Source organism: Lysobacter enzymogenes, from assembly GCF_017168095.1.
GTDB lineage: Bacteria > Pseudomonadota > Gammaproteobacteria > Xanthomonadales > Xanthomonadaceae > Lysobacter > Lysobacter enzymogenes_D.
In genome coordinates, this window is sequence record NZ_LXSD01000298.1 from 21,162 (window position 1) to 46,054 (window position 24,893).

The 24,893-nt window shown below is 69.5% G+C and carries 32 protein-coding genes and 1 pseudogene; 18 read left to right on the top strand and 15 right to left on the bottom strand.

The annotated features are described in order from the left end of the window. The first annotated feature begins 17 nt into the window (after positions 1-17). The 4 genes from A7A76_RS09725 to A7A76_RS09740 all read left to right on the top strand — a co-directional run bounded on the left by A7A76_RS09725 (position 18) and on the right by A7A76_RS09740 (position 3,061). Positions 18-1,463 carry a peptidoglycan-binding domain-containing protein gene (locus A7A76_RS09725; RefSeq protein ID WP_206411021.1) on the top strand — a complete coding sequence of 482 codons (1,446 nt, stop codon included), beginning with the start codon at positions 18-20 and terminating at the stop codon, positions 1,461-1,463. An 84-nt stretch (positions 1,464-1,547) separates the two neighbouring features. Further along, entirely contained in the window at positions 1,548-2,003 is a 456-nt protein-coding gene (locus A7A76_RS09730) for a hypothetical protein (protein WP_206411022.1), read from the top strand. A 142-nt stretch (positions 2,004-2,145) separates the two neighbouring features. Beyond that, positions 2,146-2,556 carry a hypothetical protein gene (locus A7A76_RS09735; RefSeq protein ID WP_206411023.1) on the top strand — a complete coding sequence of 137 codons (411 nt, stop codon included), beginning with the start codon at positions 2,146-2,148 and terminating at the stop codon, positions 2,554-2,556. A 157-nt stretch (positions 2,557-2,713) separates the two neighbouring features. Continuing rightward, positions 2,714-3,061, top strand: a complete 348-nt coding sequence (locus A7A76_RS09740; protein ID WP_206411024.1) for a hypothetical protein — start codon at positions 2,714-2,716, stop codon at positions 3,059-3,061. 102 nt (positions 3,062-3,163) lie between these two features. Here the strand turns inward: A7A76_RS09740 and A7A76_RS09745 are convergent, their stop codons facing one another. The 5 genes from A7A76_RS09745 to A7A76_RS09765 all read right to left on the bottom strand — a co-directional run bounded on the left by A7A76_RS09745 (position 3,164) and on the right by A7A76_RS09765 (position 7,898). Further along, positions 3,164-3,955, bottom strand: coding sequence for a hypothetical protein (locus A7A76_RS09745; RefSeq protein WP_206411025.1), 792 nt, complete (start codon positions 3,953-3,955; stop codon positions 3,164-3,166). Further along, positions 3,952-5,619 (bottom strand): alkaline phosphatase, encoded by a 1,668-nt coding sequence (locus A7A76_RS09750; protein WP_206411026.1) that lies wholly within the window; start codon positions 5,617-5,619, stop codon positions 3,952-3,954. Before A7A76_RS09750 ends, A7A76_RS09745 begins: the two co-directional genes overlap by 4 nt. A 764-nt stretch (positions 5,620-6,383) precedes the next feature. Then, a complete protein-coding gene (locus A7A76_RS09755; RefSeq protein WP_206411027.1) occupies positions 6,384-6,854 on the bottom strand; it encodes an SRPBCC family protein in 471 nt (156 codons plus the stop codon). After that, on the bottom strand, positions 6,851-7,216 hold the full coding sequence (locus A7A76_RS09760; RefSeq protein WP_206411028.1) for an ArsR/SmtB family transcription factor: 366 nt from the start codon (positions 7,214-7,216) through the stop codon (positions 6,851-6,853). The genes A7A76_RS09755 and A7A76_RS09760 overlap by 4 nt, the downstream gene beginning before the upstream one ends. 4 nt (positions 7,217-7,220) lie before the next feature. After that, the gene (locus tag A7A76_RS09765; RefSeq protein ID WP_206411029.1) at positions 7,221-7,898 is read right to left on the bottom strand and encodes a glutathione S-transferase family protein; all 678 of its coding nucleotides are present in this window, start codon (positions 7,896-7,898) and stop codon (positions 7,221-7,223) included. Between the two features lie 170 nt (positions 7,899-8,068). On the opposite strand from A7A76_RS09765, the gene A7A76_RS09770 reads away from it, so the two are divergent. Then, the gene (locus tag A7A76_RS09770; protein ID WP_206411030.1) at positions 8,069-8,578 is read left to right on the top strand and encodes an STM3941 family protein; all 510 of its coding nucleotides are present in this window, start codon (positions 8,069-8,071) and stop codon (positions 8,576-8,578) included. Then, positions 8,575-8,997, top strand: coding sequence for a hypothetical protein (locus tag A7A76_RS09775; RefSeq protein WP_206411031.1), 423 nt, complete (start codon positions 8,575-8,577; stop codon positions 8,995-8,997). The genes A7A76_RS09770 and A7A76_RS09775 overlap by 4 nt, the downstream gene beginning before the upstream one ends. A 17-nt stretch (positions 8,998-9,014) precedes the next feature. On the opposite strand, the gene fabR is transcribed toward A7A76_RS09775, so the two are convergent. After that, positions 9,015-9,677 carry an HTH-type transcriptional repressor FabR gene (gene fabR, locus A7A76_RS09780; RefSeq protein WP_241200845.1) on the bottom strand — a complete coding sequence of 221 codons (663 nt, stop codon included), beginning with the start codon at positions 9,675-9,677 and terminating at the stop codon, positions 9,015-9,017. 112 nt (positions 9,678-9,789) lie between these two features. Between fabR and A7A76_RS09785 the strand changes: the two genes are divergently transcribed. Beyond that, the gene (locus tag A7A76_RS09785) at positions 9,790-10,896 is read left to right on the top strand and encodes a ferredoxin reductase (RefSeq protein WP_206411033.1); all 1,107 of its coding nucleotides are present in this window, start codon (positions 9,790-9,792) and stop codon (positions 10,894-10,896) included. 26 nt (positions 10,897-10,922) lie between these two features. Further along, complete coding sequence (locus A7A76_RS09790; protein ID WP_206411034.1) at positions 10,923-12,068, top strand: fatty acid desaturase family protein; 1,146 nt, start codon at positions 10,923-10,925, stop codon at positions 12,066-12,068. Positions 12,069-12,164: 96 nt separating this feature from the next. On the opposite strand, the gene A7A76_RS09795 is transcribed toward A7A76_RS09790, so the two are convergent. Then, positions 12,165-12,875 carry a glutathione S-transferase family protein gene (locus tag A7A76_RS09795; protein ID WP_206411035.1) on the bottom strand — a complete coding sequence of 237 codons (711 nt, stop codon included), beginning with the start codon at positions 12,873-12,875 and terminating at the stop codon, positions 12,165-12,167. 104 nt (positions 12,876-12,979) lie between these two features. On the opposite strand from A7A76_RS09795, the gene A7A76_RS09800 reads away from it, so the two are divergent. The 3 genes from A7A76_RS09800 to A7A76_RS26440 are packed head-to-tail and all read left to right on the top strand — an operon-like array spanning position 12,980 to position 14,040. Next, complete coding sequence (locus A7A76_RS09800; RefSeq protein ID WP_206411036.1) at positions 12,980-13,897, top strand: LysR substrate-binding domain-containing protein; 918 nt, start codon at positions 12,980-12,982, stop codon at positions 13,895-13,897. Between the two features lie 13 nt (positions 13,898-13,910). Continuing rightward, complete coding sequence (locus A7A76_RS26435; RefSeq protein WP_428995118.1) at positions 13,911-13,985, top strand: DUF6053 domain-containing protein; 75 nt, start codon at positions 13,911-13,913, stop codon at positions 13,983-13,985. Beyond that, positions 13,951-14,040, top strand: a complete 90-nt coding sequence (locus tag A7A76_RS26440; RefSeq protein WP_428995119.1) for a DUF6053 domain-containing protein — start codon at positions 13,951-13,953, stop codon at positions 14,038-14,040. The genes A7A76_RS26435 and A7A76_RS26440 overlap by 35 nt, the downstream gene beginning before the upstream one ends. Before the next feature lie 62 nt (positions 14,041-14,102). Here A7A76_RS26440 and A7A76_RS09805 read toward each other — a convergent pair whose 3' ends face one another. Beyond that, positions 14,103-14,582, bottom strand: a complete 480-nt coding sequence (locus A7A76_RS09805; RefSeq protein ID WP_206411037.1) for an Lrp/AsnC family transcriptional regulator — start codon at positions 14,580-14,582, stop codon at positions 14,103-14,105. Positions 14,583-14,717: 135 nt separating this feature from the next. On the opposite strand from A7A76_RS09805, the gene A7A76_RS09810 reads away from it, so the two are divergent. Further along, positions 14,718-15,335 (top strand): glutathione S-transferase, encoded by a 618-nt coding sequence (locus A7A76_RS09810; protein WP_206411038.1) that lies wholly within the window; start codon positions 14,718-14,720, stop codon positions 15,333-15,335. A 23-nt stretch (positions 15,336-15,358) separates the two neighbouring features. Here the strand turns inward: A7A76_RS09810 and A7A76_RS26445 are convergent. From A7A76_RS26445 to A7A76_RS09825, 4 genes and pseudogenes are all read right to left on the bottom strand, one after another. Beyond that, positions 15,359-15,418, bottom strand: a pseudogene (locus tag A7A76_RS26445) (DUF6053 domain-containing protein); the annotation flags it as partial. 60 nt (positions 15,419-15,478) lie between these two features. Next, complete coding sequence (locus A7A76_RS09815; RefSeq protein ID WP_206411039.1) at positions 15,479-16,327, bottom strand: sterol desaturase family protein; 849 nt, start codon at positions 16,325-16,327, stop codon at positions 15,479-15,481. Next, positions 16,327-16,824: an SRPBCC family protein gene (locus A7A76_RS09820; RefSeq protein ID WP_206411040.1), complete on the bottom strand. Its 498-nt coding sequence runs from the start codon at positions 16,822-16,824 to the stop codon at positions 16,327-16,329. The genes A7A76_RS09815 and A7A76_RS09820 overlap by 1 nt, the downstream gene beginning before the upstream one ends. A 145-nt stretch (positions 16,825-16,969) precedes the next feature. Further along, positions 16,970-17,656: an SIR2 family NAD-dependent protein deacylase gene (locus tag A7A76_RS09825; protein WP_206411041.1), complete on the bottom strand. Its 687-nt coding sequence runs from the start codon at positions 17,654-17,656 to the stop codon at positions 16,970-16,972. 202 nt (positions 17,657-17,858) lie between these two features. Between A7A76_RS09825 and A7A76_RS09830 the strand changes: the two genes are divergently transcribed. Further along, entirely contained in the window at positions 17,859-19,379 is a 1,521-nt protein-coding gene (locus A7A76_RS09830) for an amidohydrolase family protein (protein WP_206411042.1), read from the top strand. 10 nt (positions 19,380-19,389) lie between these two features. Here the strand turns inward: A7A76_RS09830 and A7A76_RS09835 are convergent, their stop codons facing one another. Together A7A76_RS09835 and ftrA are read right to left on the bottom strand one after the other, a co-directional pair. Beyond that, complete coding sequence (locus A7A76_RS09835) at positions 19,390-20,298, bottom strand: hypothetical protein (protein WP_206411043.1); 909 nt, start codon at positions 20,296-20,298, stop codon at positions 19,390-19,392. 54 nt (positions 20,299-20,352) lie between these two features. Next, positions 20,353-21,375, bottom strand: a complete 1,023-nt coding sequence (gene ftrA, locus A7A76_RS09840) for a transcriptional regulator FtrA (RefSeq protein WP_206411044.1) — start codon at positions 21,373-21,375, stop codon at positions 20,353-20,355. 92 nt (positions 21,376-21,467) lie between these two features. Here ftrA and A7A76_RS09845 point away from each other — a divergent pair, with 92 nt between their 5' ends. The 4 genes from A7A76_RS09845 to A7A76_RS09860 all read left to right on the top strand — a co-directional run bounded on the left by A7A76_RS09845 (position 21,468) and on the right by A7A76_RS09860 (position 24,030). Next, a complete protein-coding gene (locus A7A76_RS09845; protein ID WP_206411045.1) occupies positions 21,468-21,878 on the top strand; it encodes a rhodanese-like domain-containing protein in 411 nt (136 codons plus the stop codon). 59 nt (positions 21,879-21,937) lie between these two features. Beyond that, positions 21,938-22,351: a RidA family protein gene (locus A7A76_RS09850; protein ID WP_206411046.1), complete on the top strand. Its 414-nt coding sequence runs from the start codon at positions 21,938-21,940 to the stop codon at positions 22,349-22,351. Between the two features lie 145 nt (positions 22,352-22,496). Continuing rightward, positions 22,497-23,042, top strand: coding sequence for an HD domain-containing protein (locus A7A76_RS09855; protein ID WP_206411047.1), 546 nt, complete (start codon positions 22,497-22,499; stop codon positions 23,040-23,042). A 100-nt stretch (positions 23,043-23,142) separates the two neighbouring features. Further along, positions 23,143-24,030 (top strand): aldo/keto reductase, encoded by an 888-nt coding sequence (locus tag A7A76_RS09860; protein ID WP_206411048.1) that lies wholly within the window; start codon positions 23,143-23,145, stop codon positions 24,028-24,030. Positions 24,031-24,155: 125 nt separating this feature from the next. Here the strand turns inward: A7A76_RS09860 and A7A76_RS09865 are convergent, their stop codons facing one another. Beyond that, positions 24,156-24,545 (bottom strand): YciI family protein, encoded by a 390-nt coding sequence (locus A7A76_RS09865; protein ID WP_206411049.1) that lies wholly within the window; start codon positions 24,543-24,545, stop codon positions 24,156-24,158. 144 nt (positions 24,546-24,689) lie between these two features. Between A7A76_RS09865 and A7A76_RS09870 the strand changes: the two genes are divergently transcribed. After that, positions 24,690-24,893 (top strand): hypothetical protein (locus A7A76_RS09870; protein WP_206411050.1); only part of this gene is annotated, 204 nt, incomplete at its 3' end.

Below are 24,893 nucleotides of genomic sequence, written 5' to 3' on the forward strand. Positions count from 1 at the left end.
GGCAGAAGGAGTCGGTCATGGACGACAAAGACGGTACGCCCTACAGGGTTGAGCAACTGGGCCCGCCGCGGGGACGCGCGGGGTTGCAGATCAACGAACCGGTAGCGGACTTCGACGGACTGGCCACGCATCATCCGGGCGACAACCGGCATGCGAAGTTGCGGGATGGGTTGGTGGTGGACGGCCAATCGGGGCGATTGCACGCCGTTATCGGCGGGGAAATCCAGGAAATCGAAATGGCCCGGGGCGGCAGGGATTTCGGTGGGTTGAAGCCCGATCAGGTTTTGCTGAAGAAAGATTTCCTCCTGGAAGACTCCACCAAGCCCCGAGGTGGCGGCCGCGATGTGGACGTGCCCGCGCCGGTGGACGGCTATGTACAGAGAATCAGCCGGGGCGAAGGTCTGGTCGATATTTACGACCGAAAGGACGGCGATCTGATCGCCCGCTTGCGGCATATGAGCAAGATTCCCGACCTGGAGGGGAAACAGGTCGTCTATGGACAGACGCTGGGTCAGCAAGACGATGTGGCGACCAAAGGCAAGCATGTCCACCTCGAGATGGACACCCGTTATTACCGGCAGTTCGAGAACTATGTCGCCGACCTGACCGAGGGGCGATTCAAGTTGGAGCCGGAGCATCGCGCAGGCGTCCGGCCTCGTCCCGTCATGGATGACGGCATGCTGAGATTGGGCGAATCCAGCACACGCATACGGGATTTGCAGGAACATCTGAACGGACTTGGCTACATAGGCGCGGACGGGCAGGCATTGACGGCCGACGGCGTCTATCGATTGAACATGCAACGCGCCGTGTTGGACTACCAACGCGAGCAGTGCCTGCCGCAAACCGGTGATATCAGCCGCGAGATGCTGCAAGCGGTGCCTGCGCGAACACCGGGCCCGTTCGATCCGGCGTTGGGAGGCATCCCCGCACAGGGATTGCCGTATGCCCCAATGCCGCATCCCTTCGGTATGGGCTCCGATGATCGCCCCTGCGCGCCGCCGACGCCTCAGCAAATCGAGGACGCTGCGGAAAGGCGCCGGCCGTTGGAGCCGGTGTTTTCCGTGGCGCCGCCGTCGATCTCCAACGATCCGTTGGTGCAATCGATCCGCGAACGGCTGCCGCAGGCGTTTGCCAGTCACGGGGCCGTGCCGCCGGAGACGGATCTGGACCGCATCGCCGCCGGTTTGGCGGTCGAATGCCGTAAGCAAGGCATCGAGCGTCCCGACCATATCGTGGTCGGCAATCCGGCGGCCGATGGTTCCGGACGCCACGTTTTCGCCGTGGTGGGGGATCTGCGCGATCCGGCCAGTCATCGGGTCGACGTGGCCGGTCAGGCCGCGGCGCAAGTTCCGGCTGAAGCGTCGCTGCGCAAGCTCGATGAGCTGCAGGCTTCGGCGCCTGCGTTGGCGCAGGCGGATCAGGCTCAGGAACCACAGAAGGCTCCGGCGATGCGAGTTTGATGGGCACGTAAGCGTCGGCGACAATGCGCAACGCAATCGCAGTAGACGGCCGCGCAGATACGTACAGACGACGATGGAGCCCAGATGAAACTGGTTGCAGATGTGATCCGCCTGTCGTCCGGTTGCCCGTCTTGGCGGCTGTATGCGACCGATGGCCCGAAGAGCGCCTGCGATGCCGTGACCGGTACGTTGTTAGACCTGGTCGGAATGGCGCACGACACGATCGAGGAGGTGTTCGGCTTGCTCGATCGGGTGCAATCGGGAAGCTATGTCCGCGAGCATCCGCAATTGGCCGATTTCGGCTTCAATGATGTACTGGTGTGGGTGTGCCCGCCCGAGGCCGCGCCGGGCTCGCTGACGATTTCCAAGGAGTATGTGCCCGAGTGGTCGCTGGAGTTCGGTGCGCCGCAACGGTTTACCACGGCCCAGCTTCGCGCTGCGGTCTCGCACTTCGAGGCGTTCAAGCGTGCGGTCGATTTGCGCGACCTGGAAGCGTCGGTGGGTTATCGGTCCGAAACCTCGTTCGTATGGGAGCCATAATGGTCGGTTTGGACCTGGCCCATGCGCGGCGGAGCATTGACGGAGTGCGCACGCGTTCCATGACCGGGCTTCGCTCCTCACGGCGTCGCGGCGGGCAGGCGCGACTTCGCGCAGCCGCATTGATGCGAGGGACGCCAGCGCCATGATCGTCTATCGCTTCGGACCGCATAGCGCCGACGAGCTGACCGTGTGGTTCGACATGGCCGGCGCCGAAACCATGCTCTGCGCGTTGAATGCATTGGCGACGAGCGAACAGGACGAGACCAGCGAAGAGCTGCATGCGACACGCCTGCTTGAGGCATCGGCGGCTCCGGCCCGCATCGTGCTGGCGCGCTCGGCGCAGGATGCGATGGTCAAGTCCGATGCTGCGGTGCGTTTGTCGATGGCCGACGAAACCGTGGACTATGCGGTCATCAAGCTGCGCGACTTCCTCGGCTCCAGGGATTTCTCCCCGGCCGAGTTCGCGGCCTTCGTGCGCGAGGGCCGCAAGTACGATACCCAGGTCTATTTCTGCAGGCTCGACGAGCAGACCGCGCTGCGCGCCGGCGGGTGACGGCTTGCGGGCGATGCCGCGCGGTTGCCATTTGTGACCGAACGCAGATAACGCTCGCCTGATCGATGTCCCGCCCATGCCATGATGAATGGCCCGCGCAGTGGAAGCGCATGGCGCTTCGGCTGGCGGCGCTCATCGTTATTCAAGGAGGAAGTACATGATCGGCAAGAAGCTAAGCGTCCTGGCCGTGGGCCTGGCTGCGTTCGGGTTTTGCGCGATGGCGCAGGCCGCCCTGGTTCGCGAGGTGCGGACCTACTGGATCTACGGTTATCCGCAGGAGCCCCACACCCGCGATGCCTGGGTCTACTGCCTGCCTGGCGAGATCGCCACCGGCGGCGGTTACGACACCAACGAGATCTTCGAGCTGAAGATCATCAAGAGCGCGCCGATCACCTACGCGCCCGATGGCCGGCAGGGGTGGACGGTCCGCTACGTAAGTCCGTATGGCGTGCCGACTGCGATCAGCATGGGGACGATCCATGTGATCTGCATGAAGGAGCAGTAGTTCGCCGGTTTCATGCAAGTCGTCACGGGCGGCGCCTCGGCGTCGCCCGTGACGTGGGCCTGCAGCTGAGCGGAGGGCATCGGGAGCGAACTCCCTTCCGCGTCAATGCGCGTGGCCGTTGCGCTTGATGTAGGCGGCGGCGAACGGGTCGAGTTCCATGTCGCCGAGGTCGGCGTAGTCAGTCTCTCGATAATCGCCGGTGGCGGTAAATGCGGTTTGCGCGCCGACGCGTTCGAGCTTGACCAGCTTCAGTTCGTAGAATCCGGCGTCGCCCTTCTTCGGTTTCGCCGGGCCCGTGCGGTAGTACGCCGGCAGGCCTTCGCCAGACAGCCATTCCAGCGCGATCGCTCGCCCTTCCGCGCTTTCGCCGCGATAGCGCTCCGCGCTCAAGCCCAACACCTTGGCCGAACCATCGCGTCGGAGCGTCTCGCGCAACCGCGGATTGATCGGGCTAGCCAGCTGTTCCCACTGCGGCATGCGGCCGGTGGTGCGCAGGTCGCCCGGAGCCCAGGCCACACTGCGTTTTTCCGCGGCGAACAGCTCCAGCCGGGCGATGCCGTCGGGCGTCTGCCGCCACAGTTCGACCGGTTCGCCGGGTTGGCGGTATTCGATGCGATCGGCGGTGCGCACCAGGGTCAGCGTGCGTTCGCCGCGGGCGTCGCGCACGGTGTAGTGCGCGACCAAGGCCTGCGCGTCCGGCGCGGCGGCGGGGGCGATCACGGCGTCCGCGACGCCGGCGGCAGGCGCGGCGTTCGCCGTGGCCGCGTCGCCGGCCCAAGCGGGGCCGGCGAGTGCGAACACGAAAGCGAGCGCGAGGACGCTACCCATCCCGACCCGCCGCACGCCGGCGGCAGGTCGCTTCGATCCAGAACCCATCACGGCCGCAGCGATCACAGCTTGGCCTGATTGCGCGCCATGCCTTCGCGCAGGTCCTCTTCCATCAGCGGCGCGGCCAGGGCGCCGCGGCCGTGGCTCCAGTTGCCGTTGCCGCAGTAGCCGAACAGCGCGCACAGGAAGGCGCTGGTGTTGCGCTGCGACTGCGCCATCACGTGGAAGATCGTGTTCTGCTCGACCACGCCCTGGAACGCGTGCGCGCCGGGGCCGCGGGCGTAGATGCCGACGTCTTCGGCGGCGTGGGTCTCGTCGCCCAGCGGCACGGTCGCTTCCTGCAGGTAGTCCGGGTGCGCGGTGTCGACGTTGCTCAGGTCCGGGCGCGCGTTCGGGCCGCGGTAGCCGGGGCCGTTGACGTAGCCCAGCGTGGTGTAGGGCTTGCCGTTCTTGTCCAGGGCGAGCTGGCCGTTGGTGACGACCTTGCCGAGGATGTCGTTGCCTCGGTCCGGGTAGCCGGCGACGGTGAAGGTGTGGCTGTGGTCGGCGGTGACGATGATCAGGGTGTCGCGCTCGTCGGTCTTCTTCAGCGCGGTGCGCACGGCGTCGGACAGGGCGATGGCGTCGGTCAGCGCGCGGCTGGCGTTGCCGGCGTGGTGGGCGTGGTCGACGCGGCCGCCTTCGACCATCAGGAAGTAGCCCTTGCGGCTGTTGTTGTCGAGCACGTCGATGGCCTTGGCGGTCATCTCGGCCAGGCTCGGTTCCTTGCCGGTGTCGTTCGGGCGGTCCTGTTCGTATTCCATGTGCGAGCGTTCGAACAGGCCGAGCAGGTGGCGGGTGCGGCGCGGGTCGATGGCGTCGAACTGGGCCTTGTTCCAGACGTAGCTGGCGCCGGCGCGCTTGCTCCATTCCTGCGGCAGGTTGCGGCCGTCCTTGCGCCGGCCGGCGGCGCCGGCGTCTTCCGGGTCGCTCACGGTGTTGGGCAGGAAATAGCTGCGGCCGCCGCCGAGCGCGACTTCCAGGCCGTCGCCGTAGGGGAATTCGATCAGCTGGCGGGCGATGTCCTTGCAGCCGTTGGCCTTGGCTTCGGCGCTGAGTTCGGCGTCGCTTTCCCAGTCGCGGTTGGGCGTATGCGCATAGGTCGCCGCCGGGGTGGCGTGGGTGATGCGCGCGGTGCTGACGATGCCGGTGGCCAGGCCCAGTGCCTCGGACAGTTCCAGCATGGTGACCACGCCCTGGCCGCGCGCGGACGCGCAGTCGCCGTACTTGGCCTTCTGGGTGACGCTGAGCACGCCCTGGTTGGTCTTGATGCCGGTGACCATCGCGGTCATGGTCGGCGCCGAGTCCGGGGTCTGGCCGTCGACCGAGTAGGTCTTGGACAGACTCACGTAGGGCAGCTTTTCGAACGAGAGGAAGTTCTCCTCGCCGCTGCCGCCCTTGAGCTGGCCTTCGCGGATGCGCGCGGCGGCGACGGTGGAGATGCCCATGCCGTCGCCGACGAACAGGATCACGTTCTTGGCCTTGAACGGCAGCGGGCGCAGGTTGGCGCCGTCGCGCGCGGTTTTGGCGCCTTCCTCGAACCAGCGCTGCGCGCTCTCTTCGCGCGGCGGCGCCTTGCGCGCGGCCTGCCTGGGCGCGGCCAGCGCGGGCAGCGCGATCAGCACGGTGGACAGGGCGGCGCCCAGAATGGTGTAAGCGGGCAGGGCGGTACGATGCGTGGAAGCGCGCATGGGACGGGGCTCGTCGGTGGTTCGGGGGAGCGGCCACTGTCGGACGGCTTGATTGCAGTCGCATGACTGACTGGGAAGCGCATCGCAGAAGCGCGACCTGCATCGTGATTGGCGCGCCGTGCGCTCGCGCACGGACGTGCGGCGCGCTTCGCGATGGCGTTCGCAGTTCGCCGCTGCGCGCGCGAGCGCTTCCCGTTTCGCCCCGATTCGTTCCCGCAATCGTCCTCGCCGCGGTGCGTGCGCCTGAGTAGTGTGGAGCTCGCGGGGCGGACGTGCGCTGCGTGTCGTTCGGCGGGCAGTCCGGGCTGCAGGAGCGTCCCGGCCGTTTTTCATTCATCCAAGGAATCGGACAGGAGCAAGCTTCGCCTGCGGCGCGCACGCGCCGGCGGCGTTCGTCAAGCCGTGGTCGCTCGGCAACGGCTGGGTGCATCAGCACGATGAGGATTGGTTCAACCAGAACGCCTGGTGCGGCTAACCGGACGGTGCGATGAGCGGCGGCGGCAACACCTGGCGCGGCATCGCCCGCATGCGCTGATCGTTCACGCGACGCCGAATCCGCGTTACCGCCGCACCGCGGCCGCCGCCGTTCTCCCTGTGGACGGCGCCGGCTCGCGGTGCGGTTCTATTTCGGCCGAAACGGAGCCGCGAGGTCCGACGGTAGGAGCTGCGCAAGCTGCGACCGCGACATCGCGCTTACCGCGCAACCGGCTACCCCACGGTCGCAGCTCGCGCAGCTGCTACCGTCGGCATCGAGGCCGCGTCGATCAGTGCGGCGGCGCTTCGTGCAGATACAGGGCGATGTTCTCGAACAATACCTGCGTCCCCTCGCGCCGGTCCTCGAGCGTCTGCAAGCCGTCGAAGAACGCCAGTTGCTCAGTGAACACCATGCGCGCCCCGTCGCCGTCGGCGTGGAACTGCACCGTCGCCAGCGACGCGGTCAGCCGGTCGTCGCCGACGTCCATCGAGAAGCCGTACACGATGCGCTGGTTCTCGACGATGTCGAAGTAATGGCCATGAAAGCGGTGGATCAACCCGCCCGGCCCGCGATTGACGATGACCTCCTCGCCGCCGCAGCGGAAGTCCATGCGGTGTTCGATCACCTCCATGCCGTCCTGGCACGTACTCCAGGCGCGCTTGGCCTGAGGGTCGGCCCAGGCGCGGAACAGCTTCCGCGGGCTGGCCGCGAACCGGCGTTCGATGGTGAATTCGCCGTGCTGCACGCTGCGCTCGCTCATGCTTCGTCCTCGTCGTCGGGTTGGCTGGCCAGATAGCGTTCGAGCGCGTCGAACTGCATCTGGTAGCGGGCCTTGCGCTGCGCGAGCCAGGTTTCCACCAGGGCCAGCGCGTCCGGCGCGATGCGGTAGGTGCGCACGCGGCCGCGTTTTTCCGAAAGCACTATGCCGCCGGATTCGAGCACGGCCAGATGCTTGACCACCGACGGCAGCGCCATCGCCAGCGGTTGAGCCAGTTCCGACACCGAGGCCGGGCCGGCGCTGAGACGGTCGATCATGCTGCGGCGGCTGGCGTCGGCGAGCGCCTGGAACAAGCGGTCCAGGCGCGCGGGGTCTTCGCTGCGGCGTCCGGTGCGCGGCGGCATGGCGTCAGTCCTGCAGGAAGCGCGCGGGGATCGCCGCGTGGAACGGGTACATCGGGAAGTAGGGCCGCGCCTCGGCCAGGGTGCGGCGCACCGAGGCGCGGTCCATCAGGCGTTCGTAATAGCTGCGCAGGCGCGCGTGTTCGGGCGCGAACGGCGCGACGATGGCGGCGTAGAACAGCGCCGGCGCGGCCGCGCAATCGGCCAGGGTGAACGCGTCGCCGCAGATCCATTCGTGCAGCGCCTGGCGTTCGATCATGGCGTAGGCGGTGGTGAGGGTGGCGCGCGCATCGGCGACGCCGCGCGGGTCTTTCTCATTGGGGCCGCGCAGTTCCTCCAGCACGATGCGCTGCATCGGCGTCTGCACGTACAGATCGAAGAAGCGGTCCCACAGGCGCACCTCCAGGCGCGCGTCGGCATCGGCCGGCAGCAGCGCGCGCGGGCCGGGATAGTGTTGTTGCAGGTACTCGATGATGATCGAGGTCTCCGGCACCGTGCGTGCGCGCGCTTCGTCGCGCAGCACCGGCATCTTGCCGACCGGCCACAGCTCGAGGAAATCGGCCTTGCCGCCGGGATCGCCCAGATCGACCAGGTGGGCCTGGAACGGCGTGCCGTTCTCGTACAGCGCGATCAGCACCTTGTGGCAGAACGAGGCCAGGGGGTGCGAGTACAGATGCAGGGACATGGCGGGCTCGCGGAGAGGGTGAAAGTTTCCTGTTCGGCTAAGTATTGCCTCGTCCCCGCGGCGATTGCAAGAACTCTTTCCCGTCCGGCTAAGTATTGGCTGGCCAGCCGTCCGAGCTACAGTTCGCCCGGCGGCGCGGCCGCGGATTCGAGCGCACGAGGAGCGCAGGGATGCAGGCGGACAGGTGGGTGATCGCGAACGCGCGCGGCCGATATGCGTGGTTGTTGCTGCTGTCTTCGGCGTTCGTGGCCCTGGGCGCCGCGATCGTGCTGCGCAAGCCGGGTCTGGAGGCTTACCTGATCGGCGGCGCCTCGATCGTGTTCTTCGGCGCCGGCGCGGTGCTGTTCGCGTTCGAGCTGATCGACCGGCGGCCGCGCTTGATCCTCGACCACGAAGGCCTGTACGACCGCACCCTCGGCGTCGGCACGATCCCGTGGCGCGACATCGCCGGCGCGCAGTTGCTGTCGACGCGCGGTCACGCGTTCGTCTGCCTGCAGTTGCGCGATCCCGAGCACTGGTTGAGCAAGCTGCCGCCGCGGCAGCGACGCTTGGTCGCGCTCAATCAGCGGCTGGGATTCGCGGCGCTCAACGTGAACCTGTCGGGCGTGCCGGCCGATCCGGTGGCGGTGCTGGAGCGGATATTGAAGTATTCGGCGATGTACGAGCCGGGCAGGGGATGAGCGTGAGCGAAGGTTCCGCTCAACGCGAGCAATCGTGTTTGCTGGAGTTTTTGCAGGACGAGTGGCGCCGCCGTTCGCCCGTGCAGCTGCGGCGCGGCGTCTGGATCTCCCAGCACGAGGCTGTCGCAGCGGATGCGTTAGAGGTGTCTGTGCTGTCGCTGCCGTTGCGGCGCGCGTGGTGGATGGATTGGGATGGGATCGAGCCGCGTCAGGCGCTGTCGTTCAAACGCTTCTGCGACTATCTGTCGCCGCGTGGCGCGCAGGCGCCCTATGAGATCGGCATGTCGAACTTCGCGGCGTTTCCGCAAGCGCCGTTCTACCGCATCGACCATACCCGCGGCCCACTGGACGCGGATGGCTGGCGGGTGCGGGTTGCGCCGCCTGCAGTAGAAGTATTGGAAAGACGCTGGATGTCGTGAGGACGCCCAGGGCGTACTCAGCGCGCCCTGCGCCCGCGCGTCGCCTTGCTGCGCTCCGCCATCGCCCGCGACCCCGCCAGGATCATGCGCACCATCGCGCTCATCTGTTCGATCAGCTCGGGATCCTTCTCGCGCGGCATGTCCATCGCGGTGGCGCCCATCGCGAACACCAGGCGGGTGATCGAGCGCGCGACCAGGGCCGGTTCGTACAGTTCGACGTCGTCCACGGCGGCCAGGCGGATCAGGTCCACGCGCAGCTCTTCTTCGAAGAACGACAGCTCGCGGTCGACCGCGCGCTTGAACGCGTCCGAGCCGACCGTGCCTTCGCGCAACAGCACGTGCAACAGGCGGTCATCGGACCGCAACTGTTCCATGAAAGCCTCGATGGAGCTGCGCACGATGCTGCGCCGCGTGGCCAGCCGGTGGCGCGCTTCGCCGACGATCTTGCGCAGCGACTGGCCGGCCAGGTCGATCAGCGCCACCGCCAGTTCGTCGGTGTCGCGGAACTGGCGGTAGAAGCTGTTGGGGGCGATGCCGGCTTCGCGCGCGACCTCGCGCAGGCTCAGCGTAGACACGCTGCGGTGCGGGCCGACCAGTTTGAGCGCGGCGTAGATGATGTCCTCGCGCGAGATCGTCGCCTTGCGGCCCGGGTGGCTGTCGACGTCGATGTCGGTGGTCAGGCGTTGGGTCACGGGGCGGCGGCGCGAAGACGGGCAGCGCACATGATACTCCCGTTGCTGAATTAATATACGGGTGTGCACACATCTGTGCGGATATCTGTATAGTGGCCCCATGAACGCTGCCGTCCGCCCCGCCTCCGCCCGCCCGCGCAGCCGCCTGCGCCGGCTGGTTTCGCCCTTCGTTTCGCCGCAAGTCTTTGATTTCTGGGCCTCCCGGTTCCATCCGACCTGGTCCTGGGAGCGCCCGCTGGCGCGCATCGTCGGCCGCAGCGAGGCCTCGGCCGACGCGGTGACCCTGCTGCTGGCGCCGAACCGGCACTGGCGCGGCGCCGTCGCCGGCCAGCATCTGCTCATCGGCGCGCGCATCGACGGCGCCCTGGTGACGCGCAGCTACAGCCTGTCCGACGCGCCGCGCGCGGACGGCCGCATCGAAATCACGGTCAAGGCGATCGAGGGCGGCAAGCTCAGCGGCTATCTGCATCGGCGCGCGCGCATCGGCGAAGTGCTCGAACTCGGCCCGGCGTTCGGCGAGATGACCCTGCCCGAACGCGCCGACGGCTCGCGCCTGTTCCTCGCCGCCGGCAGCGGCATCACCCCGCTGATGGCGATGGTGCGCGCGCAGGCCGCGCAGGGCATGGCGCAGCCGCTGACCTTGCTGTACTGGGCGCGTCGCCGCGAGGAGCTGTGCTTCGTCGACGAACTGCGCGCGCTGGCGGCGCAGCACCCGAACTTCCGCGTGCGCTTCCTGCTGACCCGGCAGGAACCGCGCGCCGGCGACGAAGACGCCGGCCGCATCGACGCCGATCTGCTCGCGCGCCACGCCGGCGACCTGGGCGAACGCGCGGTGTTCGCCTGCGGCCCGGGCGGCTTCGTCGACAGCGCGCGCGCGCTGGCCGACGGCGCGGCGCGCTCGTTCGCCAGCGAAGCCTTCACCCCGCCGCCGCGCGGCGACAGCGAGGACGGCTACGCCGAAGTCGTGCTGGCGCGCAGCGGCCGCAGCTTCCAGCTGCCGCGCGGCGAATCGCTGCTGACCGCGCTGGAGGCGCAGGGCCTGCAACTGCCGTCGGGCTGCCGCATGGGCCTGTGCAACACCTGCGCCTGCGGCAAGTCCGCCGGCGCCACCCGCCATCTGCACACCGGCCAGGTGCACGCCGAGCCGGCGTCCGCGCTGCGCCTGTGCGTGAGCGCGCCGGCCGGCGACCTCGTTCTCGATCTTTGACGCTGACTCCTTCTGAAGCCCACCGCATGAGCAAGCAACGCAACCGCGCGCTGAGCGCGCAGGAACTGGACCGCTTCGGCGAAGAACTCGACGCGCTGCGCGCGCGCACCCTGGCCCAGGTGGGCGAGGTCGACGCGCGCTACATCCGCCGCGTGGTCGCGGCGGTGCGCTGGACCGGCTTCGCCGGGCGCCTGCTGCTGTACGTCGGCGCGATCGGCGGCGCGTTCGTGTCGTGGCTGCTGTGGCCGGCCTGCGTGCTCGGCGCGCTGCTGCTGGCGGCGTCGAAGATCATGGAGAACATGGAAGTCGGCCACAACGTGATGCACGGCCAGTACGACTGGATGCGCGACCCGCATCTGGACGGCCGCACCTACGAATGGGACATCGTCGCCACCGGCGACAACTGGCGCAAGACGCACAACTACCAGCACCACACCTGGACCAACGTGCGCGGCATGGACGACGACATCGGCTACGGCCTGCTGCGGATCTTCCCGGAGCAGCGCTGGCGCCCGTTCTATCTGCTGCAGCCGCCGATCGCGGTGGTGTTCGCGCTGTTGTTCCAGTGGGGCGTGGCGATCCAGGAACTGCGCGTGGGCCGCTGGCTCGCGGGCAAGACCACGCATCGGCAGATGTGGCGCAAGTTCGCGCCGGTGGGGCGCAAGATGGGCAAGCAGCTGCTCAAGGACTACGTGCTGTTCCCCGCGTTGGCCGGCCCGTTCTTCCTGCCGGTGCTGCTCGGCAACCTGGTCGCCAACGGCATCCGCAACGTGTGGACCTATGTGGTGATCTTCTGCGGCCACTTCACCCACGACGTGGAAGTGTTCCCGAAGGAATCGGTGCGCAATGAATCGCGCGGCCATTGGTACCTGCGCCAGCTGCGCGGTTCGGCCAACCTGACCGGCGGCAAGGCCATGGATCTGATGACTGGCAACCTCAGCCACCAGATCGAACACCATTTCTATCCCGACATCCCGGCCTGGCGTTACGCCGCGATGGCGGTGGAAGTGCGCGATATCTGCGAGCGCTACGGCCAGCATTACGACCGCGGCTCATTGCCGGGGCAGTTCGCCGAAGTCAGCTGGCGGATCCTGCGCCACGCCTTCCCCAGCCGCCCGCGCAAGCGCCGGCCGCTGGTGCGGGCCGAGGTCGCGGTGGAAGCGCAGGGCTGAGCGTCGCGCAGTCCGGCCGCTAACGCTACGAACGAGTCCCCCGGCGTCCGCGCCGGGGGATTCTTCCTTTGGGCGCCGGCCGATGCGCAGCCGCGCTCAGGCCGCGCGCGCGAACGCTACCGATTCGGCGATGCCGATTTCGCCTTCGAATCGCCCGGTGCTGGTCGCCGGCCGCTGCTGCTCGATGGCGTGGGCGAAGACCACCGCCGGGTCGGCTTCGAGCCGGTCGAACAGGCGCTGCAGGTTCGGGAAATCGCGGCGGTCGACCACGTTGTGGTACTTGGTCCAGCGCGCGATGCCGATGAAGTAGGCGTCGGCCAGGGTGCGATGTTCGCCGAGCAGCCAGGGCTTGTCGCCGAGCATGCGTTCGAGCTCCTGGTGCGCGCGCACCACGCGGATGCGGCCGTATTCGGTCAGCGCGCGCTTCGTGTCTTCATCGGATTCGTGCTCCAGCAGCCACCACAGCGACGAGAACGAGCCGAAGAAGGTGGTGTTGAGGAAGGCCAGCATGCGGTTGAGTTCGTCGAATTCGCGCGTGCCCTGCTCGAACGAGATCCCGGCCTGCAATGCGCCCGGCAGCGCGCCGATGTGGTTGAGGATGGCCATGCTTTCGGCCAGATGGTCGCCGCGCGCGGTCTGCAGGGCCGGGGTTTCGCGCACCGGGTTGATCGTGGCGAACAGTTCGGTCTGCATGTCTTCGGGCATGTTCACGCGCGCCAGCCGATAGGGCTGGCCGGACCATTCCAGCGCGACGATGGAGCCGAACGAGCAGCCGGAGGGGACGCCGTAGTAGAGGATCGGGGACATGAGGGTTCCTTCGCTTGAGTGGGCCGCGGTGTTCGCGGCGGGTGTGGCCACTCTAGGTTCGTGGACTTTGGCCGTGTAGTCGGCGAAAAGTAGACTCAAAGTCCATGCATGTGTACTTTGCCGGCATGTTGAACCTCAACGACCTGGTCCTGTTCGCCACCGCCGTGGACAGCGGCGGCTTCGCCGCGGCCTCGCGCCGGCTCGGCGTGCCCAAGTCCACGATCAGCAAGCGCGTGGCCGCGCTCGAGGACGAACTCGGCGTGCGCCTGATCCACCGCACCTCGCGCAGCTTCGTGCTGACCGACACCGGCCGCGATTTCCACGAGCACGCGCGCGCGGCGCTGATCGAAACCGAGGCGGCCGAGAACGCGGTGCGCCGGCGCGTGGCCGAGCCCAGCGGCCGGGTCCGCATCACCTGCGGCGTGCCGACCGCGCAGGACCATCTGGCGCCGCACCTGCCGGCGCTGGCGCGCGCGTATCCGCGCCTGCAGGTGGAAGTCGACGTCAGCGACCGCTTCGTCGATCTGGTCCAGGAGGGCTACGACATCGGCGTGCGCAGCCACTTCGCGCCGCTGCCGGATTCGGGGCTGATCCAGCGCGTGGCCGCGGTCGAGCCGATCGTGGTGCTGGCCGCGCCGGCGTATCTGGCCGAACGCGGCGCGCCGCGCGCGCCGCAGGAACTGGCCGAGCACGATGGGCTGCTGACGGGGCCGGCGAATACCGAGTGGACCTTGCGCGACGAAGCCGGCGCCAGCGTCGCGGTGTCGCCGCGGCCGCGCATGGTCGCCAACGAGGGCCGGGTGCTGGCCGCGGCGGCGATCGCGGGGCTGGGCATCGCGGTGTTGCCTGAGCGGCTATGCGCGGTCGAGCTCGGCGATGGGCGCTTGCAGCGGCTGTTGCCGTCGTGGAATGCGGGGACGGTGACCACGAGCTTGGTGATGCCGCATCGGCGCGGGCAGTTGCCGGGCGTGCGCGCGGCGGTGGAGTTCCTGGTCGAGTGTCTGGGGCGCCAGCGCGGCTAGCGGCAGTACGCTTGTGGGAGGGCCTTCAGGCCCGATGCCTTTGGATCAGGTGGCTGCGTTGCCTCGGAAACAACAGCATCGGGCCTGAAGGCCCTCCCACAAAGGCCTCCCACAAAAGCCCCCACAAAGGCCTCCCACAATGAGCCGCTGCAATGAGCTGCTGCAATGAGGCGCTGCCAAGGCTTCGCAAAAACGCCTCGCCGTCTCAATCGCCCGCATCGTCCTCGTCCACCGGTATCGCCAGCCCGCGCTTGACCAGGCTCAGCGCGACATTGGTGGTGAAGCGCCGCACGTTCGGATTCTCCGCCACCAGCCGCAGCATCAGCGCGTCGAAGGCTTCGGTGTCCGGCGCGGTCGCCACCAGGACGAAGTCGGCTTCGCCGGTGACGTAGAACGCCTGCTGTATCTGTTCGCACTCGGCCAGCCAGCGGCGCAGTTGCGCCAGCAGCTCCGGACGTTCGCGCTCGACCTGCAGCGAGACCACGAAGAACGTCGGCTTGCCGACCTGCCTGGGGTCGAGCACGGCGGCGTGGCGCTCGATCACCCCGGCTTCTCGCAGCCGCCGCAGCCGGCGCTGGATCGCCGAAGGCGACAGCGCGACCTGCTCGGCCAGGCGCTCGGCGGTTTGGTCGGCGTCGTGCTGGATCCGGTTGAGCAACTGGCGGTCGAAGCGGTCGAGTTTCATGGCGCCATTCTAGGTGCGCGCCGGCGCGGCGGGCCGCGTTCGCGCCGGAAAAACGCGCAAGCGCGGCCGCGAACGCGGCGCAGGCGCGCGGCCTCGCCGTTAGCCTGATGCGCCCCGCACCCGGAGCGCCGCCGCATGCGCCTGCTGTACCAGACCCACTCGCCGTTCGCCCGCAAGGCCCTGGTGTTCGCCCTGGAAGCCGGGCTCGGCGAGCGCATCGAGGTCGTCCACCACGAAACCAGCCCGACCCTGCGCAACGAGCAGGTCTACGCGCAAAACCCGCTCGGCAAGGTGCCGGTGCTGCTGCGCGCGGGGCTGGCGCCGATCTTCGATTCCGACGTGATCTGCGCCTACCTCGATACCTTGCACGACGGCCCGTCGCTGATCCCCGCCCGGGGCGAAGCGCGCTGGCACGCGCTGCGGCTGCAGGCGGTGGCGCAGGGACTGGCCGACTGCGGCATCAAGGTGCGCTGGGAAACCGTGCGCCGGCCCGAAGCGCTGCGCTACGAAGCCTTGCGCGAGGGCTATACGCAGAAGCTGCTGGAAAGCTACGACTGGCTGGAGCGCGAGCTCGATATCGACGCGCCGCTGCACGTCGGCCATATCGCGGTCGCCACCGCGTTGAGCTGGCTGGAATTTCGCGAACTGCCCGATTTTCGCGCCGGCAGACCGCGCCTGTCGGCTTGGCAGGACGCGTTCGAGCGGCGCGCTTCGATGCGGGCGACGCCGTTGTCGGGGCAAACCCACGACTGAGCCGCGATTCGATCCATGTGGGAGCCCTTGGCCTTTGTGGGAGGGCCTTCAGGCCCGACGCTTTTCGATCCGATGCAGCGCAGCGACCTGAGCCAAGAGCATCGGGGCTGAAGCCCCTCCTACAACAGCGCCGCCGCTCGCGTTTACTCGCTGCGCGCCCGGTCCAGATGCGCGAGCGAGCGCTCCGGCGGCCCGAACAACTGGCCCAGCGCGCCGCGCAGGCCGCGTGCGCGCCAGGCGTCGGCGAACATCGCGATCCATTCGTGGAACGTCAGCCGGATCGGGTTGTGGCTGCGGATCTGGCCGACGATGCCGTACTCGCACGGTGTGTCGTCGGCTTCCTCGACGTAGGTGCCGAACAGTTTGTCCCAGACGATCAGCACGCCGGCGTAGTTGCGGTCGATGTACTCGGGATTGCGCGCATGGTGGACGCGGTGGTGCGAGGGCGTGTTGAACACCTGCTCCAGCCAGCCCAGCTTGCCCACCGCCTCGGTGTGGACGAAGAACTGGAACGCCAGGTTGATCGCCACCACCGCGACGATGTGCTTGGGCTCGAAGCCGATCCAGGCCAGCGGCAGCCAGAACACCCACATGCCCGAGATCGGATAGGTCAGGCTCTGGCGGAACGCGGTCGACAGGTTCAGCCGTTCCGACGAGTGATGGGTGACGTGCGAGGCCCACAGCCAGCGGATGCGGTGGCTGGCGCGGTGGAACCAGTAGTAGAAGAAATCCTGGGCGACGAACAGCGCGGCGATGGTCCAGGCCGAGGCCGGCAGGTCGAACAGGCGATGGGCGTAGACCGCGTAATACAGGCCGATCACGATCAGCCAGGCGAGCGCGTCGCTGGCCTGGTGCATCAGCGCCAGCGCCGCGTTCGACAAGGTGTCGCGCAGGCTGTACTGGCCGGGCCGGCGCTTGCGCCAATACCATGCTTCCAGCGCGATCAGGGCCAGGAACACCGGCGCCAGCGCCAGCAGGATCCACTCTTCCATCAGCGCCGCTCCCCGCGCCAGGCGCCTTCCAGCGCCTGCGCCATGCGTTCCAGGCAGCGCGCCATCGCCGCGCGCATGCAGCCGCGCAGCAGCGGCGCCGCCAGCGGCCAGGCCAGCGGCGAGGTCAGTAAGAATTCGTAGCGCCACATCACCCGGGTGGCGTCGCCGCCTTCGCTGCGGTCGGCTTCGAACTCCCAGCGCGCATGGCCTTCGCGCGTCAGCCACGCCAGCGGCGGACCCAGGCCGCTGAGGGTGTAGGCGTGCACGCGCGGCGGCTCGAGTTCGGTGATGCGTTCCATCAGCTTGGAACCGTCGCTGTTCTCCAGCGAGCGCAGCGCGCCGACCGCCGGCGGCGCCAGCGGTGTGATGCGCTTGAGCGCCGGAATCGGGCCGTAGCCGGGGAACAAAGCGGGGAAGCGGTCGCTGTCCAGGGCCAAGGCGAACACCGCCTCGGGCGGCGCGTCGATGCGGCGTTCGGCAGTCAGGGACAGGCGCATGGGGCGAGTCTAGGAGCGGGCCGGAGGACTGTCCACACGCTTGCGTATGTTTCGTGGGCGATACCTCAGGTGCGCGGCGCGGGCCGGATCGGCCGCCTTCGCCGCAACGCGGCGGCGATCCGCCGCCGCGCCCGCGTCCGCAGGCTCAGGCCTGCGCCAGCCACTGTTCCACCAGCGGCGGCACCTTCTCCACCGCGGTCCCGCGCAGGAAGCGGTAGTGGTCCGGGATGTCTTGCTGGTCCGGCGAGACGAACACCCGCTCGATCCCGTTGCGCGCGTAATCGACCAGCCCGGCGGCCGGCCACACCGTCAGCGAGGTGCCGATCGCCAGCACCTTGTCGGCCTGCGCGAAATGCCGCGCCGCTTCGCGCAGGAAGCGCACGTTCTCGCCGAACCAGACCACGTCCGGGCGCAGCTGGCTGCCCAGTTCGCACAGCTCGCCCAGTTCGATCAGCGCGCCGCGCATCGGGTAGATGCGCGAATCGTCGGCCGTGCTGCGCGCCTTGAGGATTTCGCCGTGCACGTGCAGCACCCGGGTCGAGCCGGCGCGTTCGTGCAGGTCGTCGATGTTCTGGGTGACGATGGTCACCTCGTACTTGTCTTCGAGCCGGGCGATGGCCGCGTGCGCGGCGTTGGGGCTAGCCGCCAGCACGCCCAGGCGGCGCTCGTTGTAGAAGCGCAGCACGGTGGCCGGGTCGCGCCGCCAGCCCTCGGGCGAGGCCACGTCTTCGAGCCGGTGCTCGTGCCACAGCCCGCCCATGTCGCGGAAGGTCTTGAGCCCGCTTTCGGCGCTGACGCCGGCGCCGGTGAACACCACGATCTTCGGTTTCATCTTCCTGTCGTCCATGCCAGCGAAAAAACGCGCCCGTCGCAGGCGCGTTTCAACCATAGCGCGGCGTACCGCATCTGCCCATGCCGCCGGTCCGCGACTTCTGGTTCGCGACCGCCGGTCGCGAGCTCACGCCCGGGACTTCAGGCCGGTGCGCGCGCCGCATCGCGCTGCTTATGATCCGTCCATGCCGCAGGAGAACCGCATGAACCGCCATTCGTTGTCGTTGGGTTTGTTCGCGTGCCTCGCACTGGGGCTGGCCGCGGCCGCCCCCGCCCGGGCCGAACCGGCCGGGCGCTACCTGGTCCGCGACGTCGCGGTGATTCCGCTCGATGGCGATGAAACCCTGGCCCATCGCGACGTGCTGATCGAGGACGGGCGGATCCGCCTGATCGTGCCGACTGCGCAGGGCGCGCGCGCGGACGCGGCGACGGTGATCGACGGCCGCGGCAAGTTCCTGCTGCCCGGCTTCGTCGACGCGCACGTCCACCTCGCCACCGAAGGCGCGATCGCCGACAGCAAGAATCCGGCGATCAAGGGGCTCGACCTCGGCGCCGGCCACGAGTACGACCGCCATGTGATGCTGAGCCTGCTCAAGGCCGGGATGACCGGCGCGGCCAACCTCGGCGGCAGCGCCGGCAGCGACGACGATCTGCTGCGCCTGCGCGGCGAGATCGACGCCGGGCGTGTGCCCGGCCCCAAGCTCTACGTCGGCAAGCTCATCAACGGCCCGCGCGCGGCGGTCGCGGTGAAGCCCGACGGCCAGCCGGTGCCGGCGTCCAGGCCCGAAGCGCCGACCACCGCCGCCGACGGCATCGCCGCGGTGCAGCGCGCCAGGCAGCGCGGCTACGACTTCATCAAGCCCTATCAGTTCCTCAATCGCGACACCTACCTGGCGGTGATCGAGGAAGCCCGGCGCCAGGGCTACATCACCACCGGCCACCTGCCGGAACTGGGCTGCGCGAGCTGCGCCGACCGCGCCTTCGCCTTCGCCCATCCGCTCAACAACATCGCCCACAGCGAGGAACTGGCGCGCTACGCCCGCATCGGCAGCGACCTCGCGCCGGCCGACATCGAAGCGCTGGCGCAGGCGGTTGCGGACAGCGGCGCGTCGGTCACGCCGACCCTGGTCACGCTCAAGACCATCGTCGCCATGTACGTGCAGCGCGAAGTGCCGGCGGTGCCGGCCGGCTGGCTGGACACGGTCGATCCGGTGACCCGGATCGACTGGGCGGCGCCGGCCAACCGCTATCTCAGCCAGGCCTTCCGCGACCAGGAAGGCGCCGACACCTTCTCCGCCGGCTACGACTTCGCCCGCGTGCTGACCCGCGCGCTGTACAAGCGCGGCGTGCCGCTGACCGTCGGCACCGACGCGGCCCTGCCCGGGCTCGCGTTCGGCGTGTCGGTGCGGCAGGAAATGATCGAACTGCGCGAGATCGGGCTGACGCCGCTGGACGTGCTGCGCGCGGCCTCGCTCAACGCCCACCGCCTGTTCGACCCGCACGCCGGCAGCGGCGCCGCGCGCGAGGGCGAACGCGCCAACCTGGTCCTGCTAGACGCCGATCCGCTCGCCGATATCCACAACGTGGCGAAGGTCGCCGGCGTGTTCGCGCAGGGGCGTTGGTGGCCCATCGCCGAGATCGACCGGCAACTGGCGCAGGGCCAGGCGTTCGAGCGCGGCTTGCAGCGGCAGATCGAGCAGCGCAAGGCCGCGACGGCGAATTGAACGGCTGCGCTCAGGACGAGGCGGCGAGCGCTTCGTCCAGGCCGACGGCCCAGATGCCGCCGGCGGCGTGGAAATACAGCGTGTCGGCGCGGCCGTGGAAGCGGTCCGCGGACAAGGCCTCGCCGTCTTCGTCGCAGGGCCGGAAGCGGGCGAGGACATCGCAATGCGCGTTCTCGCCCAGCCGCAGCAACGTCAGCGTGTCGAACTGGCCGTAGCCGCCGGTGAACAGCGCATGCTCGCCGCGCACGGCGAAGGCGCGCGCGCCCGCGACCGGTACCTTCCAGTAACGGCTGACCCGGCGTTCGCGCACCAGCACCAAGGGAAACTGGTTGTAGTAGTACAGCCAGGTTTCGCGGTCGTCGGCGACGTTGAGCGCGTAGCAATCGCAGATGTAGTCCAGGCCGGCGAGGTCGGGATGGAAGCGGTAGGTGCATTCGCCCGAGGCATCCCAGGCGGCGAGCCCGTGCGCGGACACCGGGTCGTCGCCGAACACGCCCTCGTCGAAATAGGCGGTCCAGATCGCTCCTTTGCGCGTGGTCTGCAGGTGTTCGATGCTGTCGCCCAGGACCAGTTCGCGCAGCCGCCGGCCTTCGCGCGAGTACACCTTGCCGTTGGCGGCGCCGACCGGCTTGCCGGGCGGGACGGACGCGAACAGCAGGTCGGCGCCCAGCGGCTGCAGCGCATAGAGCATGTGGGGCTCGTCGTCGATGCGCGTGTCCAGCACGCACTGGCCGTCGAGCCAGGCGCGCACGCGGTAGGCCGGCGGCGGCCGCCCGTGCGCGTAGGCGCCGAACGCGTGCAGCGCGTACACGGCGCGGTCGGGGCCGACGGCGAAGGCGATCAGCGCGTCGTCGCTGCCGCTTTCGAATTCGACGAGGCAGTGGGCAGGCAGCGGGAAAGTGGTGGGCGATTCGGCCATGATCCGAGTCCCGATCCTTGAGACCAGACGGGATGGTAACGCTTCGCGCGCGCCTCAGCGCGATCCGCGCGCGAAGCGCTCGCGGTAGTCGCGCGGCCCGATCCCGAGCTTGCGGCGGAAGTGGTGGCGCAGGGTGATCGCGCTGCCGAAGCCGGCGTCGCTGGCGATGCGTTGCAGCGGCGCGTCGGTGGTTTCCAGCAGTTCGCGCGCGCGCTCGACCCGCGCCTGGATCAGCCAGTCGGCCGGGCTGGCGCCGGTGGCCTGCTTGAAGCGGCGCAGGAAGCTGCGCTCGCTCATCGCCGCCAGCCGCGCCAGTTCGGCCACGCTCCACGGCTCGGCCAGGCGCTTGCGCATGCGTTCGAGCAGCGGCGCCAGCGCGCCGCGTTCGCTGCGCTGCACCGGCCGTTCGATGTACTGGGCCTGGCCGCCTTCGCGGTGCGGCGCGATCACCAGCCGCCGCGCCACGTGGTTGGCGATGCGCGCGCCCCAGTCGCGCCGCACCAGGTGCAGGCACAGGTCCAGGCCGGCGGCGCTGCCGGCCGAGGTCAGCACCCGGCCTTCGTCGATGTAGATCGCGCCGGCGTCGACGTCGATGCGCGGATAGCGTTCGCGCAGGGCCGGTGCGTAGCGCCAGTGGGTGGTGGCGCGGCGGCCGTCGAGCAGGCCGGCGGCGGCCAGCGCGAACGCGCCGGAACAGATCGACAGCACCCGCGCGCCGCGCGCATGCGCCTCGCGCAGGGCTTCGGCGATGTCGGCCGGCACCGGCTCGTCGCAGCCGCGCCAGCCGGGCACGATCACCGTGCCGGCCTCGGCCAGGCGCTCCAGCCCTGCGTCGGCGCGCAGGCTCAGGCCGTACTGGCCGCGCAGCGGCCGACGCTGCGCGGCGCAGGTTTCGAAGCGGTACCAGGGGCGGCCGCGCAGTTCGGCCTGCAGTTCCGGGCGGGGCAGGCCGAATACTTCCGCGGCGCAGCCGAACTCGAACGCGCACAGGCCGTCGTAGACCAGCACCGCGACCCGCGGATTGGCGGGGCCGCCGCGGCGCAGCGGCGCCGGAGCGGACGAAGGTTTGGGCGACATTGGCGGGATTTGATCGATCAATGGCGATTGCGCCAATCCTCGCGCAAGCGCGCGCGGCCGACAATGGCCGCGTCCCCACCCGGAGCCGCGCCATGCGCAACGCCGTCACCGAAGTCCCCGCCGCCGCGCCCGCGCAGGCGCTGGCCCATTTTCGCGCCCAGTTCGAATTCGAAACCGATTGCTGGGACGTGCATGCCGCGCTCGCCGCCGGCGAGCCCGGTTTTGTCCTGGTCGACGCGCGCGGGCCGCAGGCGTTCGCCGCCGGCCACGTGCCCGGCGCGGTCAATCTTCCGCACCGCAAGCTGATCGCGTCCAAGCTGGCCGGGTATCCGCCGCAGACCTTGTTCGTGGTGTATTGCGCCGGCCCGCACTGCAACGGCGCGGCGCGCGCGGCGGTGCGGCTGGCCGAACTGCGGCGGCCGGTGAAGCTGATGGCCGGCGGCGTGACCGGCTGGCTCGACGAGGGCTTCGCGCTGGCGCGCGCCGCCGACGCCGCGGCTTGATGTCACCACGCGCGGCGGTGCATCGTCGTCCCGATGACGTCCCCCTTTCAGGATTCGCGATGACCGCTTCCGTGTTCACCCTCGACAATCCCGCCGGCCTCTACGACCCCGCGCCCAACGGTTACTCGCACCTCGCCCGCGTCGCGGCCGGCGCGCGCTGGGTGCTGGTGGCCGGGCAGGGCGGCGAAACCGCCGACGGCGCGCTGGCCGCGGACTTCCGCGCCCAGGTGCGGCAGGCCTTCGCCAATCTGGCCACCGCGCTGGCCGCGGCCGGCGCCGGGCCGCGCGACGTGGTCAAGCTGACCGTGCTGGTGGTCGAACACAGCCACGCGCGGCTGGCGATCTTCGGCGAAGAACTGGCCGCCGCGTTCGGCGGCGACCACCGCCCGGCCTGCACCCTGATCCCGGTGCCGCGGCTGGCGCTGGACGGCATGTTGTTCGAGATCGAGGCGATGGCGGCGCTGGCGCCCTGAGCGCGCCGCGCTCGCGTTAGAATGGGCGGGCGGCCGCGACGGCCGCGTCCCGCGGCGGATCGCCGCGAATTCCCCCGACCGTTCCGCGTCGCGCAGCCTCCGGCCGCGCGACGCCGACGGCTGGACGACACCCGCAGGAGCACGCATGCACCCCGATCAAGCACTCGTCCTGCGCGCCGCGGCCTTCGCCGCGCAGCGCCACCGCCGCCAGCGCCGGCTCGACCCCGAGCGCAGTCCTTACATCAACCATCCGCTGGCGCTGGCCGACACCCTGGCCAACCTCGGCGGCGTCGCCGACCCGGTGGTGCTGTGCGCGGCGCTGCTGCACGACACGGTCGAGGACACCGCGACCACGTTCGAGGAACTCGAGCTGGCCTTCGGCGCGCGCATCGCCGCGGTGGTGCGCGAAGTCACCGACGACAAGGCCCTGCCCAAGGCCGAGCGCAAGCGCCTGCAGGTCGAGCACGCGCCGCACATCTCGCGCGAGGCGCAGCTGGTCAAGCTGGCCGACAAGATCAGCAACCTCGGCGATCTGCTCGACGCGCCGCCGCCGTGGCCGCAGCAGCGCAAGCGCGACTACTTCGACTGGACCGCGCAGGTGGTGGCCGGGCTGCGCGGCGTGCATCCGGCGCTGGAAGCGCGGTTCGACGCGCTGTACGCGCGCATCGACGAGCTGACCGACAGCGCCTGACGCGCGCGTCGCAACCGCGCGCAACGCGCGCCGCAGCCCCGCGCCGGGGCGCGTTCGCACGGGCTAGACTGCCGGTCCCCCCCGCACGGTACCGACCCGCATGAGCGCCGCCGATCCGCTGAGCCTGTCCCCCATCGTCGCCGGCTGCTGGCGCATGGCCGAATGGAACCTCGATGCCGCCCAGCGCCTGCGCTGGATCGGCCAGGCCCTGGACCTGGGCATCGACAGCTTCGACCATGCCGACATCTACGGCGATTATTCGGTCGAAGGCCTGTTCGGCGAGGCGCTGGCGCTGCAGCCGGCGCTGCGTTCGCGCATCCGCCTGATCGGCAAGTGCGGGATCAGGCTGACCTCGGCGCAGCGGCCCGCGCATACGATCAAGTCCTACGACAGCTCGCGCGCGCACGTGCTGGCCAGCGTCGAGAACTCGCTGCGCGCGCTGCGCACCGATTACCTCGACCTGCTGTTGATCCACCGCCCCGACCTGCTGATGGACGCCGACGAACTCGCCGCGACCTTCGCCGAGCTCAAGGCCGCGGGCAAGGTGCTGCATGTCGGCGTGTCGAATCACACCCCGGCGCAGCTGGCGCTGCTGCACGCGCGGCATCCGCTGGCGACGCATCAGGTCGAACTCTCGCCGCTGCACCTGCCGCCGCTGGACGACGGCACCCTGGAGCAGTGCCAGGCATTGCGGTTGCGACCGATGCTGTGGTCGCCGCTGGCCGGCGGGCGCCTGTTCGGCGGCGGCGACGAGCGCGCCGAACGCGTGCGCGCGGTGCTGGCCGATCTCGGCCGCCGCCACGGCGGCGCGTCGGTGGCGACGATGGCTTACGCCTGGCTGCTGCGGCATCCGACGCGTCCGTGGCCGATCACCGGCAGCGGCCGCGAACAGGGCTTGCGCGACGCGGTCGACGCGCTGGCGATCCGGCTGTCGGCGCAGGAGTGGTACGAAGTGTGGCAGGCCAGCGCCGGCCGCGAAGTCGCGTAATCCGCGCAAACCCCGCGATCTCCCTGTAGGAGCGACGCAAGTCGCGACCGCGACACCGCGCTTGCGTCGCGACTGCGAGGTCGCGGTCGCGACTCGCGTCGCTCCTACAGGACGTTACGGCTGGATCACGGCTGGCCGACCGCCTTGCGCACGTCCTCGGGGAAATCCTCCATCCCCATGATCTGCCGCACCTCGATGGTCTCGTTGTCGGTGGCCGGGCAGCGCCGCGCCCATTCGATCGCTTCCTCGCGCGAGCCGACTTCGATCACCCAATAGCCGCCGAGCACTTCCTTGGCCTCCGGGAACGGCCCGTCGATCACCCGCGCCACGCCGCCGCGGAAGCTCACCCGCGCGCCCATCGACGGCGGGTGCAGGCCGTCGAGCGCGCGCAGCACGCCGGCTTCCTGCAGGGAATGGTTGTATTTGGTCATCGACTCGATCCGATCGACGCTGGGCAGCGTGCCGGGCGCGGCGGACTCGTAGCCTTGGGGGATCATCAGCATCATGAAGCGCATGGCGGTTCTCCGGTGTGCGGCAGGGGCGGGCCGGTTTTCGGCCGCTGTCGTCATGACGACGAACCGGGCGGGCCGCGATCGACATCGTATCGGCGGCCCGGACGAACGGTCGGGCCGGTGCCGCGGAACTGAATCGAATCTGTCTTGCGCGTGCCGCCGCGTGCCGGCAACCGCCCCGCGCTTGCTTACCATCGCCGCTTCATTGACCTGGGCGGGGCGGCGATGGAAGCGGCACGCGGACACTTCGGCCGGACCACCGGCGCGGCGATGGTAATGGCGTTGATGGCGGCCGCGGCCGGCGCGGCGACGCCGGCCAGGCCCGGCGCGCGGCCCAAGCCGCGGCCGGCG

Bases quoted from the DNA above. Each gene is read 5' to 3' on its own strand.
- A7A76_RS09725 (WP_206411021.1), top strand. From the start codon at position 18: ATGGACGACAAAGACGGTACGCCCTACAGGGTTGAGCAACTGGGCCCG.
- A7A76_RS09730 (WP_206411022.1), top strand. From the start codon at position 1,548: ATGAAACTGGTTGCAGATGTGATCCGCCTGTCGTCCGGTTGCCCGTCT.
- A7A76_RS09735 (WP_206411023.1), top strand. From the start codon at position 2,146: ATGATCGTCTATCGCTTCGGACCGCATAGCGCCGACGAGCTGACCGTG.
- A7A76_RS09740 (WP_206411024.1), top strand. From the start codon at position 2,714: ATGATCGGCAAGAAGCTAAGCGTCCTGGCCGTGGGCCTGGCTGCGTTC.
- A7A76_RS09750 (WP_206411026.1), bottom strand. From the start codon at position 5,619: ATGCGCGCTTCCACGCATCGTACCGCCCTGCCCGCTTACACCATTCTG.
- A7A76_RS09755 (WP_206411027.1), bottom strand. From the start codon at position 6,854: ATGAGCGAGCGCAGCGTGCAGCACGGCGAATTCACCATCGAACGCCGG.
- A7A76_RS09760 (WP_206411028.1), bottom strand. From the start codon at position 7,216: ATGCCGCCGCGCACCGGACGCCGCAGCGAAGACCCCGCGCGCCTGGAC.
- A7A76_RS09765 (WP_206411029.1), bottom strand. From the start codon at position 7,898: ATGTCCCTGCATCTGTACTCGCACCCCCTGGCCTCGTTCTGCCACAAG.
- A7A76_RS09770 (WP_206411030.1), top strand. From the start codon at position 8,069: ATGCAGGCGGACAGGTGGGTGATCGCGAACGCGCGCGGCCGATATGCG.
- A7A76_RS09775 (WP_206411031.1), top strand. From the start codon at position 8,575: ATGAGCGTGAGCGAAGGTTCCGCTCAACGCGAGCAATCGTGTTTGCTG.
- A7A76_RS09785 (WP_206411033.1), top strand. From the start codon at position 9,790: ATGAACGCTGCCGTCCGCCCCGCCTCCGCCCGCCCGCGCAGCCGCCTG.
- A7A76_RS09790 (WP_206411034.1), top strand. From the start codon at position 10,923: ATGAGCAAGCAACGCAACCGCGCGCTGAGCGCGCAGGAACTGGACCGC.
- A7A76_RS09795 (WP_206411035.1), bottom strand. From the start codon at position 12,875: ATGTCCCCGATCCTCTACTACGGCGTCCCCTCCGGCTGCTCGTTCGGC.
- A7A76_RS09800 (WP_206411036.1), top strand. From the start codon at position 12,980: ATGCATGTGTACTTTGCCGGCATGTTGAACCTCAACGACCTGGTCCTG.
- A7A76_RS09805 (WP_206411037.1), bottom strand. From the start codon at position 14,582: ATGAAACTCGACCGCTTCGACCGCCAGTTGCTCAACCGGATCCAGCAC.
- A7A76_RS09810 (WP_206411038.1), top strand. From the start codon at position 14,718: ATGCGCCTGCTGTACCAGACCCACTCGCCGTTCGCCCGCAAGGCCCTG.
- A7A76_RS09815 (WP_206411039.1), bottom strand. From the start codon at position 16,327: ATGGAAGAGTGGATCCTGCTGGCGCTGGCGCCGGTGTTCCTGGCCCTG.
- A7A76_RS09820 (WP_206411040.1), bottom strand. From the start codon at position 16,824: ATGCGCCTGTCCCTGACTGCCGAACGCCGCATCGACGCGCCGCCCGAG.
- A7A76_RS09825 (WP_206411041.1), bottom strand. From the start codon at position 17,656: ATGAAACCGAAGATCGTGGTGTTCACCGGCGCCGGCGTCAGCGCCGAA.
- A7A76_RS09830 (WP_206411042.1), top strand. From the start codon at position 17,859: ATGAACCGCCATTCGTTGTCGTTGGGTTTGTTCGCGTGCCTCGCACTG.
- A7A76_RS09835 (WP_206411043.1), bottom strand. From the start codon at position 20,298: ATGGCCGAATCGCCCACCACTTTCCCGCTGCCTGCCCACTGCCTCGTC.
- ftrA (WP_206411044.1), bottom strand. From the start codon at position 21,375: ATGTCGCCCAAACCTTCGTCCGCTCCGGCGCCGCTGCGCCGCGGCGGC.
- A7A76_RS09845 (WP_206411045.1), top strand. From the start codon at position 21,468: ATGCGCAACGCCGTCACCGAAGTCCCCGCCGCCGCGCCCGCGCAGGCG.
- A7A76_RS09850 (WP_206411046.1), top strand. From the start codon at position 21,938: ATGACCGCTTCCGTGTTCACCCTCGACAATCCCGCCGGCCTCTACGAC.
- A7A76_RS09855 (WP_206411047.1), top strand. From the start codon at position 22,497: ATGCACCCCGATCAAGCACTCGTCCTGCGCGCCGCGGCCTTCGCCGCG.
- A7A76_RS09860 (WP_206411048.1), top strand. From the start codon at position 23,143: ATGAGCGCCGCCGATCCGCTGAGCCTGTCCCCCATCGTCGCCGGCTGC.
- A7A76_RS09865 (WP_206411049.1), bottom strand. From the start codon at position 24,545: ATGCGCTTCATGATGCTGATGATCCCCCAAGGCTACGAGTCCGCCGCG.